Here is a 13,998-nt window from a genome sequence, read left to right on the forward strand (position 1 = left end):
TGTGCGGTCACCGATGACGCCGTGCGCGTCGTGTAACCAGGTGATCCAGATGATTGCCGAGCACCATCCAGTCACCCAGCTCCGACGGCTTCTCCTCCACGAAGAACCGCAGCGCGCACACCTGGTATCCCGTCCAGCACCGATCCCGCGCGAACGCCTCCGCGTCCTCCGCCGACCGGAATGTGATCACCGTGTCCCGTACCCGGCCAGAACCGTCCTCCTCGAAGCGGACCACGCCGAACAACACCGGTTCCGCCGCCACCGATGTTTGCTGTGCAGCCACGTCCGTCATGGCATCTCTCCCTTCCTGCCTGGTCGCCCATAGCCGGCCCCCGCCCCGGAGACGGGCCCGCAGAGTCGGGGCAGCCAGGACGTACGCTGACGCACCCAGGCAGTTCGGAATAGATATGTGGATGGATACTCAGCGTGGATAGACTGGCGGACGGTACACGGTCCACCACGCCACACATCCGTTTCGTGGATGGGAGCAGCCATGACCCGACGCCGCCCGCTACCCACCGCACCGACCGGCCTGTGGGACCGCCCCGAGATGGCCCAGGCCCTCACCGCACGCGACATGAAGACCGTGCTGGAGATCTACCGGAAGTGGACCGGCGCTTCCCAGTCGCAGATAGCCGCCATGACCGGCATCGCGCAGCCATCCATCAGCGCGATTCTTCGCGAGCAACGCCAGGTCACCAACATCGAAAGCTTCGAGAAGTTCGCCGACGGACTCGGCATCCCCCGCGAACGTCTCGGACTCGCCGCCCCGAAGACCACAGCTCCGGACACCGCCGACAGCGCGACGAGTCCGGATCGGCGCGCCGTGCTCGCCGCCGGAGCACTCTTCGCGATCGACGCCGAGTTGGACGAGGTCAGCCGCCGGATGCAGCAGGTCGCCGCATCCAACGTCGACGATGACGCGCTGCACCAGCTCGACATCAGCATCGAAGTCGTGGGCCGCCGCTACGAGAACAGCGACGCCGCCACCGTCTACCCCGTCGCGCTGAAGCAGCGCCGGTGGGTCGCCGACCTCATGAGCGGACACCAGCACCCCGACCAGCGCCGGGAGCTGTACGCCATCGGCGGGAAGCTCTCCGGCCTGCTCGGCTATCTCGCGTTCGACCTCGGGAACGAACTGGTCGCCCGCGCCTACTGCAACGAGGCCATGAGCCTGGCCAAGACCGCCGGACACCGCGACCTCGCCGCGTGGGTCCGCGGCACGCAGAGCTTCATCGCCTACTACGGCGGCCGGTACCGCGAAGCCCTGGACCTCGCCCGCGACGGACAGCGCTACGCCCGCGGCGGCCCCGCCAGCATCCGACTCGCGATCAGCGGCGAAGCCCGCACACTCGGGAAGCTCGGCGACATCGCCGGAGTCGACGAGGCCGTCGGGCGCGCTCTGGCCGCCCACGCCCGCATCGAGGACACCGACCCCGTCGGCTACTTCCTGTCGTTCGACCCGTTCACCGCGTCCCGCATCGCCGGCAACGCCGCCTCCGCCTACCTCGCCGCCGGCGCCCCCGACCGCGCCCGCGAGTTCACCGACCAGGCCATCCCCATCTTCGCCGCCGCCGGGTCCACCGCCAGCCACGCCCTGACCCTGGTCGACGCGAGCATGACCTACCTCACCGGCCCCGACCCGCAGCCCGACCGCGCCGGAACTCTCGTTGCCGAAGCACTGGACGTCGGGGCAGACCTTCGATCCGAAGTGGTCGCCCGCCGGGCCCGAGACTTCCTGCTCACCGCCGCCCAGTGGCGCACCGTCCCCGAGATCGCCCAGGTCAACGACGCCGTCAAAGCCTGGAGACTGCCCACCAGCTGACCGTGAGCGCCTCAGCTGTCCATTCAGAGTGGACACGCTGGCGATCCTGAGTGGACACGCCGTCTAGCCTGAGTGGTCGTGCCGCCCACCCACGAAGCTCAGGTAGACGCCGACGACTGGGAAGCCTTCCGCCTCACCGAGCGGATGGCCGACCACTGGTGGTGGCGCCCCGGATGGCGACCCGACCGGCACTACCTGACCTGGTACTTCGTCTTCCAGGACCAGGCGCTCACCGACTACGTGGCCGGTTTCCAACACGCACTCGCCGATCTGGAGTACCTCGACCCGGTGCCGGTCGACGGACTCCACATGACCGTGCAGGGAGTCGCGTTCGCCGACGAGCTACCCGCCGAGACCGTCGCCGCGATCGGGAAAGCCGCCGACGAACGATGCGCCGACATCGAGCCGTTCGCCCTCACCGCCGGTCCCATCGCCGCCTACCCTGGCGGAACCTTCCTTCGCACCGCCCCATGGCAACCGGTTGCCGAACTACGCGAGCGGCTACGAGCCGCGATCGGTGACGTCCTGGGCGCCGACGCCGTGCCCGACGAGCCTGCCCGCTTCAAACCCCACATCAGCGTCACCTACTGCAACGCCACCCCACCCGCCGACGAGGTCATCCACCGACTCACCGAACTCCGCCAGCAGCCACCGATCAGCCTGCCTGTCACCAGCGTCGACCTGCTCGAACTACGCCGTGACGGCCACGCCTACCGGTGGGACGTCCGCCACCACACCGACCTCACCGGCTGACCAACTCAGCCAGGGCCACGGGCCCGAACCGCGCAGTTGCCGAAATCTTCGTTTTGAGATCAAGGGTGCGGCGCCAGCCGCACCGTGCGGCGGCTGCGCGCGGCCCTGGCGGGCCGTGCTCGCCGGCACGTCGCAGCAAGGCTGCACGTTGAAACTGCACCCAGTCCCGATCGCACGATGCTGTGCACAATCGGCCGCCTGATGCCAGCAGCGTCCAACCCCCTGAGCCGTGCGGCCTCGTTCGAACGGTAGGCTATGTACGGCTTTACCCAGCGCTCACCGGGGGTTACAGGGCGGATGAGGTCCGAAATTGGAACCGCAACAAAGAGTCGCTTGACGTTTGCGATTGAAATTGAGAACGATCTAGCGACAGGAAAGACGGTTCAAGATCTCATATTTCACGTGGTTCGCGATCGCCTCGGAATGGCGCAAGAGTTTCTCGGGGTGGCGGACGCTCTGTTAGCTCTTGGTCAACGTCGACGCGAACAGATGCCCCTTAGGTCCGCGGTTAGCAGATATTACTACGCAATGTTTCAGGCCGCCCGCGGCGTTGTTTTTCTGGATCACGGCGGAGACGACAAAAATGCGCACAGCGAGCTACCAAAATCCCTGCCACAGAAGTTTCCGCGCCGCGCGTACCATCTGAACGAACTAAAGGATGCCCGAGTCAGTCGCAACGATGCCGATTACGACCCATATCCCAACGACGTAGCACATTGGTTGACCGCGGCGAGGTCGCAGAAGAATGCGGCTATAGAATTCATCGATGACTGCACCTCCTACTTGCGAGCGCTAGGAATTTAGATGAGTGACACGTTGACGCGCGACGTCGTTCGCCTATTTGAGCTTCAAAATGTCACTCTCCGCGAAGTTCGGATCAAGAATTATCCGGACGAGCGAAACATCCTGGTTTACGTCGAAGACGGCCAGTATTCCAAGGCGCTGGAAATAGCTGAATCGATTGAACGGCAGCTGTCAAACAATACGTCGACACTGATAGTGGTGCGTCGTGCTCAGCAGGCAGAACGACCATCTACAGTTACCGTCGATGTTCGCGACTCGGCGGCCCTCGATTTTCAGAGAATTGTAGCAGCTCGAAATCGTGTGTCCGAGGTGCAACCGAGCCTCAGCTACGTGAAAGACTATGCGGAGAACCTTGCTACTATAGCCGCGCAGCGGCACCATCTCGTATTTGGGCGTCGAGGTGTCGGCAAGAGCACACTGCTGGTCGAAGCCAAAAGAGTAGTCGAGAACGAGGGTTCCCTAACAACCTGGATAAATCTCCAGACTCTTCGACGCGAGACACCAATTCGGATATTTCTCCGAATTGCGCGCGAGATCGTCGGAAATCTCCTGGCGGAACTTTCTAATGTGCGAGCCGACTCCGCGGTGACAGCCGAGGCCTCACGACTTTATGACACTCTCGCCACGCTCATATCCAACGACGCGACAGAAGAAAATAGCGGGACGCGGGTAATTCCAGAGATTCAGCGGGTTCTTCGGCGTGGCCTCGCCCTAATCGACAAAGACATGTATGTTTTTGTCGATGATTTTTATTACGTTTCCCGCGACGAGCAGCCTGAGATGCTCGATATTCTTCACGGGTGCGTTCGGGATTGTCGAGCCTGGCTGAAGATAGCATCGATTAAGAATCTGACAAAATGGTGGACACCCTCCCCTCCTAGAGGTCTTCAAACTGGCCAGGATGCAGACCTAATCAGCCTAGATATAACTCTTCAGGATCCAGGGAGATTGCGCAAGCATCTCACGACGATACTTGAACAGTATTGCCTGGAAGTCGGTATATCGAGGCCCACCCGCCTGTTTAGGCCAGACTCCCTCGACAGGCTACTATTCGCATCAGGCGGAGTGCCCAGAGATTTTCTAGTTCTTGCCTCCGCGGCAGTTGGAAAGGCGCGCGAGAGGGAGAGCGCGAAGGTCGTCGGCGTCCAAGATGTCAATCGGGCTGCAGGGGACGCCGCCGACGCAAAGATCCAGGAACTAGAAGAGGACTTGGCGTCCAATATCGGACTTTCTGGGCGCACACTAGAGGCTCTAGGAATTATTCGTCGATTCTGCCTAGACGAAGTTGCGTCCACTTTTTACGGGGTCGACTTCTTCGATAAAGAAACGAATGCCAGGGAGTATCAAGTCTTCAGCGATCTCCTTGATCTGAGGCTCCTTCATGTCATTCATGAAAGTGTTTCTGACGCCCACGAGGCGGGCAGAAAGCATGAGGTTTTCATGTTGGACCTAAGTCAGTACACCGGGTCGCGCCTCAAACAGGGCTTGCGTGTTTTGGATCTACAAGGAGACTCCCTTCTCGTGAAAAGGACGCGGGTAAAGGATAGTGCGAGGAATGTGTCCGACTCCAAAAGCCTAATCTCGGTGCTTCGGACTTCTCCGGGCTTTCCGCTCTCTCGTTTCAGTCAATTGGTATCGCGCGACGGAACGGCCACCTAGAGTTGTGCTTAAATAGCAGTATAGGTTATTCGGACGCTTCCGGATGAGCGGGACGCGCTCAGTGATCAACGGCCGCCGGCCTTAATCAGCCACGTTCCGTAGGATGGCCTTGGCCTTGCGTCGGTCGGTGGGCGTCACGCCCGCTCGCTAGTCTGTGCGAGCCGAGCCAGGTTGGACCGGATCTACCTTCTTCCGCCATGGAGAATGGCGACCGTGTACCCATTGCTGTACCCGAGCCGGCGGACGTCGGTGGACACCATCGGACAAGGGTCGGCGTGCCAGCCCAGGTCGCGCCGACCCGGTGGAACATCGGTGGACGTCCGTGGACGGGGCGCCCGCTTCTCTTAATCTGCAGCTTCAGTCTTTCTTAACGGCATTTCTCTAAATCTATCTATCAAGCTTCCTTCTGCTGTCGAAATTGATATGGTCCAGCTCGCTTAGTCGCCGGTCGACAATGCCAAAAATCAAGTCCTTCGCAGTCAAATCGAAATATTCTCGCCCGCGTACGGGTGTAATTCCTGCCTGCGCAAGAGCCCGTAGGACTGCGGTCTCCAGATCAGGTGCTACTTTACCAGGAAGGCCTGTTGCGGTGAGTAGAACCTTAGTAAATCCATCACGAGCATGGAGCATCAAACGGGGGCGGGGGGAACCCGAGGTAACACCCACCTTCAAGATCATTGTCGACTCGTCCTGGACGATATAAAATGCGTCCCAAATCTTGCCCGCACATTCGCGGCAGATACCCTGGCCCTGCTGCACGCTGGTCGGCCGTGGCGTTACTAGATGACCATCTCTACAGATGACCTGATGCGGCACGTCGACGCCGAACCATGCCGACTCAACAACTTCTCCGCCGAGCTCCTCGACCCTCTCTCTAAATTTGCGCCGTGCGGTCTCAGGATCGCTGCCAACACACACCCGGCAAAGCCCCGTGCCATCGCGAACATTATTAGGGGTCGGTGAATATTGGTGGCCATTCGGACAAATGGCTCTGTGTGGTGCCGCTTTTCCAAGCCACCGCGGCTCAATAACCGCACCGCCAGCCGCTTTAACCTTTTGTTTAAATTCCTTCCACGCTGTCGCCGAATCGTTACGGGAACAGATCCGACAGATGCCCCCGCCGCTCCGGACGTACCCTGGTCGGGGATCGCAAAGATGTCCGTTGGAGCATACTACGCGATGACGCTTGTCCTTGCCTAGCCAATGCGGCTCGACTACGCTACCGCCCTGCCTTTTCACATTCTGTCTAAAATCTCGCCAAGCCGCCTCCGGATTGCTGCCGCTGCAGGACCAGCAGATACCCTGCCCTCGCTGCACGGCGTTCGGAGTTGGCCGAGCGCTATGGCCCTCGCGGCATCGGATCCGGTGGGGCGTTGCACTGCCCATCCAGGACTCCTCCAAGACCTTTCCTCCGTGTCGCTCTACTGCATCTTGGAACTCCTTCCACGCTCGCTCCGAACTGGGCGGGAACACCTTGCCCACCACGCGCTCTCCATTACTTTAGGGGCAGCACCAGCATCTGAAACTTGGAGCTGTGCAATGGCGATCGTACACTCCCAACCGTCCTGCCATCTACGCGCTCGACAGATGATCGATAGTCAGATTTGAAATATTCAAAGAATCAGTTTAACGAATTTGGCCTGGGTAGTTAATGGCCGCCTTGAGATTCATCTTCCAAGGCGGCTGGTCAACAGTCGTCTGCATCGATCAGCCGCGTTCCTGTCCTTGGGCCTTGCGTCGGTCGGTGGGCGCCACCCCCGCTTGCCAGCCCCCAGCCCGTTCGGGTCGGGCCAGGTTGGGGCCCAGCGTGTCTGCCCTGCTTGGGTTCTCGGCCCTCACGGCGGAGCCCGACAGCCGTGTACCCATCGCTGTACCTGAGCCGGCAGACGTCGGTGGACATCTGTGGACGCCCAGGGGCGCTGCGGCCCAGGTCGCGCCGATCCGGTGGGCACCAGTGGACGTCCGTGGACGGAGCGCCCGCTTTTCTTAATCCGCGGGTTGCCCTATCCGCAACCCAGCACCGACAGCCGGACTGACAGCCAAGTTGACAGCCAAGCCGGTGGAAGGCCGCGGACTCCGGCGAACGTCAGCGGACGGAGCGCACCAGGTCAGCGGACGCAGTGGACGTCTACGGACGTTGACGGAAGAGCCAGATCTAACTACGGATCAAGAGGTTGGGGGTTCGAGTCCAATGCCACTAAGTTAGAGGCCCGGTTCCGCCGTCAATCACGACACGCCAACGGACTATCATAGAATCGGCGCATTTCCCACGATGCGGAGCGCAGCTTCTACAACATGCGCCGACAGTTCGTTGATCCCGGACGTCGCTAGAATGCCGGTGTGGCGCGTCTCCCGGGGGCTCTTGAACTGCCCGCAGTTACCAGCGACCGACTGACAGATCGCATTTCTCTCGGCGTTCTCGCGCGTATCGTTCCTCGAGACCTGGTCGACGAGGTGCTCGCGGAGACGAGACGGCTGGAACAGCGGAAGAGGCTGCTACCAGCGAGAGTCGTCGTGTATTTCACGATGGCCATGTGCCTGTTCTTCGACGACGACTACGACGAAGTGATGCGCAGGCTCGTGGGCACGCTGCGCTGGCTCGGCTCCTGGAAAGGAGACTGGAAGGTCCCCAGCACCGGAGCGATCTCCCAGGCCCGGACACGTCTCGGCCCGGAACCGTTGAAGCTGCTGTTCGAACGGGTCGCCGTGCCAGTCGCCGGCCTGGGCACGAAAGGCGCCTGGCTCGGCTCCCGCCGACTTGTCGCCGTGGACGGCGTCCACCTCGACACCGCGGACACCCCCGAGAACGCCGACGCGTTCGGCCGTTTCAGCCACGGACCGAAGACCGCCGCCTTTCCCCAGGTACACGTCGTCGCGCTCGCCGAATGCGGTACCCATGCGGTCTTCGCCGCCGCCATCGGCGCCTACACCAGCGACGAACGGTCGCTCGCTGCCACGCTGTTCGACGCCTGCGAGCCGGGCATGCTCCTCACCGCCGACCGCAACTTCTACGGCTACGGCCTGTGGCAACAGGCCCTCGCGACCGGTGCGGACCTGCTCTGGCGAGTCAACGCGAACCTCACGCTCCCCGTCATCCGAGCCCTGCCCGACGGCTCCTACCTCTCTCTCCTGATCGACCCCAAGATCCCCGTCGCCAGACGTGGCCAGCTCATCGCCGACGCCCGTGCCGGCCACGCCCCACCCACAGAGTCAGCCCTACCAGTCCGAGTCATCGAGTACTCCGTACCAGACCACGAAGAAAACGGCACGAGCGAACTCATCTGTCTGATCACCAACATCCTCGACCCCACCGACGTGGCCGCCATCGAACTCGCGACCGCCTACCACGAACGATGGGAAATAGAAAGCACCTTCGATGAAATCAAAACGCACCAGCGAGGCGAGAAACGGGTCCTACGCTCCAAAAATCCCGAACTCGTCAAACAAGAGATCTGGGCCCTCCTGCTCACGCACTACGCCATACGAAGCCTCATGATCGAGGCCGCCGACGAGGCCGATATCGACCCCGACAGACTCTCCTTCATGAGAACACTACGGATCACACGCCGCCAGGTCACCGACCAGGCGGATTTTTCCCCCTGACCGCCACACCCGCGCGTGGGAGCAGACCCGCACCGAGATCCTCGAACGGATCAACCCCGCCCGCCGCCACCGCACCTACCCGCGCGCTGTCCGACGAACCAGGTACAACGCCTACCGGATCAAAAAACCAACGGACAGCGGAACCCACCACCGCCAACCACCGACGATCACGCTCGCGCGACTGGCTTAACTAAGCGGCATTGGGTTCGAGTCCCTCCGAGCGCACGCTGGTTGAGGCAGGTCAGAGCCCCGCAGCCGATAACACGGCGCGGGGCTCTGTTCTTTTTGCGTATACGCTGGCCCAGCCCCGGGCGGAGAGGGTCAGTCGCCCTCTCGGCGGATCCGGAGAAGGCCGCGGTGGGCTACCGTCACGGCCCCGGCGAGATCGGTGAGGTCGTGCTGCGTGACCAGGTCCTCGACGGCTGCGATCACCGCGCGTGCCGACTGGTCGTCGAGCCGGAAGACCACGATCCCGCTGTGCGATCCTGGCGGGTAGGCACGGATGTTCCCGAAACCGCGGTCGAGGGTGAACACGATCCGGTTCTCGGCGACCGCAGCAGCGAGCACCTCCGGATCGGAACGGCCCGACAGGTTCTCCGCGAGCACAGTGTCGGCATCGAGCCCGTGCTTGGCGAGCCGCTCCGCGAGGGAGACCGGGAGACCCTCGTCCAGCTTGACTTTCACGGCGCGGTACGAAGCGGCACGAGATCCTCCCGCGCCAGGCGCGCTCCGTAGGCAGCGGCCGCGCGGATGCCCGGCACTGTCAGCGACGGGTACTCTGCGGTGATCTCACCGTCGGACATACCGTCGGCAAGGCAGTCGAGCACGACACTCACCGGCACCCTGGTCCCCCGGATGCACGCCTGCCCGTGACCGACCGTCGGATCGGCCACGACGAGCGCCAGAAGATCTTCTGCCATGCCTCCCAGTATGCTCCCGGATCTCAGCCTCAGGCGCCCGTCTCGTGGTCCAGGCCGTGGCACGCGTGACAGCCAAGCCGCTGGACGCAGGTGGACGCCGGTGGACGGAACGCTCATGGCCAGCAGACAGGGCGAACGTTCACGGACATCGACGGAAGATCCAAATCTAACTACGGACTGGATGCTCCCTGGTCGCGTTGAATCGCGCGTCGGACGAGTGGTACATCAAAGGTCGGTACGCCAAGCTCCACACGGCCTGACGTCGCTTGGCAGACTACGATCCTAAACAAGTCAGCCTTGATCTTGAACCGCTCGGCACCCCGGACACCGCGCACCTGCTCCACGTCGAGCCGAGACGGCAAGCGTGTGACTCGGTTCCGACGCCAAAGGAAAGGTTGCCACGTCAACGTACGACCGTCGAGAGTCAAAACCCCGTAACGCCAACGACGCGGGAAGGCGCCTGTGGCGCCGCGTAGGAAACATGTGACGGCCACGGGCTGTCCAATGAGGCGACCCGCCCATCTCGGCCACGACCTTGGTGACGGCGTCCGGGTCGGTTGGTCTCAACAACCCGCGGAGAACGTCGAGAGCGGTCCGACTGCCAGGTGATCGTCGCACGCGGGACACAACCGCAATGATGGCCCATCAAGCCTCGACTGGATGGGGCAGACGAACGCTCTGTGACTACAGCCGACCGGACCGCCGTACTGCAGTTGTACTGCAACCGGGACGGACGCCCATGGACGTGGGTGGACATCACCGGGCCCACGACCTGCACCGACGGACGTGGGCGGACGTTCGTGGACGGTGCGCCGAGGGCTACAGATCAAGAGGTTGGGGGTTCGAGTCCAATGCCGCTTAGTTAAGCCAGTCGCGCGAGCGTGATCGTCGGTGGTTGGCGGTGGTGGGTTCCGCTGTCCGTTGGTTTTTTGATCCGGTAGGCGTTGTACCTGGTTCGTCGGACAGCGCGCGGGTAGGTGCGGTGGCGGCGGGCGGGGTTGATCCGTTCGAGGATCTCGGTGCGGGTCTGCTCCCACGCGCGGGTGTGGCGGTCAGGGGGAAAAATCCGCCTGGTCGGTGACCTGGCGGCGTGTGATCCGTAGTGTTCTCATGAAGGAGAGTCTGTCGGGGTCGATATCGGCCTCGTCGGCGGCCTCGATCATGAGGCTTCGTATGGCGTAGTGCGTGAGCAGGAGGGCCCAGATCTCTTGTTTGACGAGTTCGGGATTTTTGGAGCGTAGGACCCGTTTCTCGCCTCGCTGGTGCGTTTTGATTTCATCGAAGGTGCTTTCTATTTCCCATCGTTCGTGGTAGGCGGTCGCGAGTTCGATGGCGGCCACGTCGGTGGGGTCGAGGATGTTGGTGATCAGACAGATGAGTTCGCTCGTGCCGTTTTCTTCGTGGTCTGGTACGGAGTACTCGATGACTCGGACTGGTAGGGCTGACTCTGTGGGTGGGGCGTGGCCGGCACGGGCGTCGGCGATGAGCTGGCCACGTCTGGCGACGGGGATCTTGGGGTCGATCAGGAGAGAGAGGTAGGAGCCGTCGGGCAGGGCTCGGATGACGGGGAGCGTGAGGTTCGCGTTGACTCGCCAGAGCAGGTCCGCACCGGTCGCGAGGGCCTGTTGCCACAGGCCGTAGCCGTAGAAGTTGCGGTCGGCGGTGAGGAGCATGCCCGGCTCGCAGGCGTCGAACAGCGTGGCAGCGAGCGACCGTTCGTCGCTGGTGTAGGCGCCGATGGCGGCGGCGAAGACCGCATGGGTACCGCATTCGGCGAGCGCGACGACGTGTACCTGGGGAAAGGCGGCGGTCTTCGGTCCGTGGCTGAAACGGCCGAACGCGTCGGCGTTCTCGGGGGTGTCCGCGGTGTCGAGGTGGACGCCGTCCACGGCGACAAGTCGGCGGGAGCCGAGCCAGGCGCCTTTCGTGCCCAGGCCGGCGACTGGCACGGCGACCCGTTCGAACAGCAGCTTCAACGGTTCCGGGCCGAGACGTGTCCGGGCCTGGGAGATCGCTCCGGTGCTGGGGACCTTCCAGTCTCCTTTCCAGGAGCCGAGCCAGCGCAGCGTGCCCACGAGCCTGCGCATCACTTCGTCGTAGTCGTCGTCGAAGAACAGGCACATGGCCATCGTGAAATACACGACGACTCTCGCTGGTAGCAGCCTCTTCCGCTGTTCCAGCCGTCTCGTCTCCGCGAGCACCTCGTCGACCAGGTCTCGAGGAACGATACGCGCGAGAACGCCGAGAGAAATGCGATCTGTCAGTCGGTCGCTGGTAACTGCGGGCAGTTCAAGAGCCCCCGGGAGACGCGCCACACCGGCATTCTAGCGACGTCCGGGATCAACGAACTGTCGGCGCATGTTGTAGAAGCTGCGCTCCGCATCGTGGGAAATGCGCCGATTCTATGATAGTCCGTTGGCGTGTCGTGATTGACGGCGGAACCGGGCCTCTAACTTAGTGGCATTGGGTTCGAGTCCCTCCGAGCGCACGTCAGCCAGACAGCACAGGCATCGCATCCGCAGCCACAGCAGCGAAACCATGCGCTTTCCGGCGTTCTAGCTATCGAATATCACCCAAATCGGACATCGGCTAGTTGGGGGTTCGACCACCCGGCCTCTAGGTCGAGCACCTCAGCCTGGACGTCGATGGCCATCCACTACCGTCGGGCCCTGTGCGACGACCGCCTCTCCCCTGACCTCGGCGAGCGACCTCGCCGTCCCGTTGGCCACGCCAGGCGAGCACCAGGCCGCCCATCAAGCTCAGCGAATTACGATCTTGCACCCCTGAATGGACACCTTGGAATTGATCATCTAGACAAATCGCATCCTTGCTGGTCAGGTGCACCTCGATCACGTTCCGGTCAGGTCAGGTCGGTCAGGTCAGGCATATCACCACATCCCGTGGAAGACGGAGGCCAGCGAGCTGTGCCCGTACACGGTCATCGTGATCTCATTTGTTGCGTGGCCCGCGATCTCGCGGACTGTATGCGGCGGCACCTGCAGGTCACGGGTGTCGACGGGCGATGTCGCCGTCCGTCGGTCCGGTCGATCGCGGTGCTGGCCGGAAACCAGGCTCCCACCTTGGAGTCGAAAGACTCCCATACAATGACTATCGCCCGAAATCGGACACTGAACTACTGTAGCGAGCCAAAAGATTGACTCCCCGTGATCACTGAAGATATTCATGTGATGCTACCGAAGCGGAGGTAATACAATGGCGGACGAGGAACTCGGATACGACGGTCAGGTCGCGAGCGGGCCGGATAGCCCGAGTGTCGACATGCTGTGGTCCGATGCCGAATCGGAGGAGATCGTAAGCGTGCCGAAGACCTGCGCGTACGACCCCCTCACCCGACTCTAGCCGGCGGCTCTCGGTTCTTCGCCGAGAGCCTGCTCGCACACCCGGACTGCTTCGTCGGCCCTAATTTCAGGGGCGACGAAGCAGTCCGGACCACATCCTTGGTTATTTGTGCACCGATCCAGGAACTCCTCTTGGATCGTTTCCCGCACCCTTGTTCCGGCCGTGGCGGGCCGCGCACCGAGCACGGTCACGTTTCATGTCAGGAACCCAGGGAGAGCGGTGGGAGGTGACCATTGGCCGCCAGCGGGACCCGCGTCGGCCGTGCGCCGGCCGTCTGGGCGGATCACGAGACGCTCCGATCCCAGGGGCATGCGAGCTATTTCGCCAGGAACGGTATGACCGTTCTTCGTGGACTACTCTCCCCGTCCGAGGTCGAGAACTGTTCCATCGAGATCGACCAGATGACCGCCAGCTGGGAGGAGATTCCGAACGTTCGCGTGATAGGGAAGCGGAATCCTCGGGTCCCCTCGTATGACCTCGAGGACCTGCCGGACCCGGACGGCAGGACGGTGGTGCGCAAGGTGACGGGATTCACGCAGCTCTCCGCCGTCCTACGCCGCTGCCTGGTCGAGCATCCGGAGCTGATCGACACCCTTCACCTGATTCTCGGTGACCGTGTCGAACTGTATCGCGACGCGATCATGTTCAAGGCGGCTGAGGTGGGCCAGGAGAAACCCTGGCACCAGGATGCCGTGTACTGGCCGTTTCGTCCGATGAGTCTGGTGAGCGCGATGATCGCCATCGACCGCTCGACTCCGGAGAACGGCTGCCTCCAGGCGGTTCCGGGCTCCCACCGGCAAGTGGTCGAGCATCAGAAGGTGAACTGGGAACTGCAGGTGGACCCGGCCAGCTGCGAGCAGGGTTCTGTCTATGTTCCGCTGGAGCCGGGTGACTGCCTGATCTTTCACAGTCTGATCCTGCACGCCTCCGCGCACAACACCTCACGACACCGGCGACGAGTCTCCATCACCAGTTACAGTCCGGGCGGGCTGGAGATCCTGGATCCGGATCTGGACCCTCCCGTGTTGATCAGTGACCTTTCGGATCGGTCATGAAGGGGTAGTATGCAGGCAT

At 62.6% G+C, this 13,998-nt stretch carries 11 protein-coding genes; 6 read left to right on the forward strand and 5 right to left on the reverse strand.

Annotated elements, in window-relative coordinates; translation table 11 throughout:
* Window positions 1–7: 7 nt before the first annotated feature.
* The gene (locus FRANEAN1_RS31430) at window positions 8–292 is read right to left on the reverse strand and encodes a hypothetical protein (protein ID WP_020463732.1); all 285 of its coding nucleotides are present in this window, start codon (window positions 290–292) and stop codon (window positions 8–10) included.
* A gap of 201 nt (window positions 293–493) precedes the next feature.
* On the opposite strand from FRANEAN1_RS31430, the gene FRANEAN1_RS31435 reads away from it, so the two are divergent.
* From FRANEAN1_RS31435 to FRANEAN1_RS41725, 3 genes are all read left to right on the forward strand, one after another.
* Window positions 494–1,825 carry a helix-turn-helix transcriptional regulator gene (locus FRANEAN1_RS31435; protein ID WP_020463733.1) on the forward strand — a complete coding sequence of 444 codons (1,332 nt, stop codon included), beginning with the start codon at window positions 494–496 and terminating at the stop codon, window positions 1,823–1,825.
* A gap of 78 nt (window positions 1,826–1,903) precedes the next feature.
* Window positions 1,904–2,578 (forward strand): 2'-5' RNA ligase family protein, encoded by a 675-nt coding sequence (locus FRANEAN1_RS31440; RefSeq protein WP_041256704.1) that lies wholly within the window; start codon window positions 1,904–1,906, stop codon window positions 2,576–2,578.
* An 804-nt stretch (window positions 2,579–3,382) separates the two neighbouring features.
* Window positions 3,383–5,041, forward strand: a complete 1,659-nt coding sequence (locus FRANEAN1_RS41725; protein ID WP_020463736.1) for an AAA family ATPase — start codon at window positions 3,383–3,385, stop codon at window positions 5,039–5,041.
* Window positions 5,042–5,428: 387 nt separating this feature from the next.
* On the opposite strand, the gene FRANEAN1_RS41730 is transcribed toward FRANEAN1_RS41725, so the two are convergent.
* Window positions 5,429–5,959: a GIY-YIG nuclease family protein gene (locus tag FRANEAN1_RS41730; protein WP_157472858.1), complete on the reverse strand. Its 531-nt coding sequence runs from the start codon at window positions 5,957–5,959 to the stop codon at window positions 5,429–5,431.
* 1,422 nt (window positions 5,960–7,381) lie between these two features.
* Here FRANEAN1_RS41730 and FRANEAN1_RS31445 point away from each other — a divergent pair.
* Window positions 7,382–8,644: an IS4-like element ISFsp5 family transposase gene (locus FRANEAN1_RS31445; RefSeq protein ID WP_020463738.1), complete on the forward strand. Its 1,263-nt coding sequence runs from the start codon at window positions 7,382–7,384 to the stop codon at window positions 8,642–8,644.
* A gap of 321 nt (window positions 8,645–8,965) precedes the next feature.
* Here FRANEAN1_RS31445 and FRANEAN1_RS31450 read toward each other — a convergent pair whose 3' ends face one another.
* The 3 genes from FRANEAN1_RS31450 to FRANEAN1_RS31460 form a co-directional block, all read right to left on the reverse strand.
* On the reverse strand, window positions 8,966–9,328 hold the full coding sequence (locus FRANEAN1_RS31450) for a DUF5615 family PIN-like protein (protein ID WP_020463739.1): 363 nt from the start codon (window positions 9,326–9,328) through the stop codon (window positions 8,966–8,968).
* A complete protein-coding gene (locus FRANEAN1_RS31455; protein WP_020463740.1) occupies window positions 9,325–9,564 on the reverse strand; it encodes a DUF433 domain-containing protein in 240 nt (79 codons plus the stop codon). Before FRANEAN1_RS31455 ends, FRANEAN1_RS31450 begins: the two co-directional genes overlap by 4 nt.
* Before the next feature lie 1,052 nt (window positions 9,565–10,616).
* Window positions 10,617–11,879, reverse strand: coding sequence for an IS4-like element ISFsp5 family transposase (locus FRANEAN1_RS31460; protein WP_020463738.1), 1,263 nt, complete (start codon window positions 11,877–11,879; stop codon window positions 10,617–10,619).
* 898 nt (window positions 11,880–12,777) lie between these two features.
* On the opposite strand from FRANEAN1_RS31460, the gene FRANEAN1_RS41735 reads away from it, so the two are divergent.
* Both FRANEAN1_RS41735 and FRANEAN1_RS37550 read left to right on the forward strand, forming a co-directional pair.
* Complete coding sequence (locus FRANEAN1_RS41735) at window positions 12,778–12,924, forward strand: hypothetical protein (protein WP_157472859.1); 147 nt, start codon at window positions 12,778–12,780, stop codon at window positions 12,922–12,924.
* 233 nt (window positions 12,925–13,157) lie between these two features.
* Window positions 13,158–13,979, forward strand: a complete 822-nt coding sequence (locus FRANEAN1_RS37550) for a phytanoyl-CoA dioxygenase family protein (protein ID WP_157472860.1) — start codon at window positions 13,158–13,160, stop codon at window positions 13,977–13,979.
* The last annotated feature ends 19 nt before the right edge of the window (window positions 13,980–13,998 follow it).

The organism is Parafrankia sp. EAN1pec, from assembly GCF_000018005.1.
Lineage (GTDB): Bacteria > Actinomycetota > Actinomycetes > Frankiales > Frankiaceae > Parafrankia > Parafrankia soli.

Excerpts from the sequence above, each read along its gene's own strand:
- FRANEAN1_RS31435 (WP_020463733.1), top strand. The coding sequence starts at position 494 with ATGACCCGACGCCGCCCGCTACCCACCGCACCGACCGGCCTGTGGGAC.
- FRANEAN1_RS31430 (WP_020463732.1), bottom strand. The coding sequence starts at position 292 with ATGACGGACGTGGCTGCACAGCAAACATCGGTGGCGGCGGAACCGGTG.
- FRANEAN1_RS41735 (WP_157472859.1), top strand. The coding sequence starts at position 12,778 with ATGGCGGACGAGGAACTCGGATACGACGGTCAGGTCGCGAGCGGGCCG.
- FRANEAN1_RS41725 (WP_020463736.1), top strand. The coding sequence starts at position 3,383 with ATGAGTGACACGTTGACGCGCGACGTCGTTCGCCTATTTGAGCTTCAA.
- FRANEAN1_RS31455 (WP_020463740.1), bottom strand. The coding sequence starts at position 9,564 with ATGGCAGAAGATCTTCTGGCGCTCGTCGTGGCCGATCCGACGGTCGGT.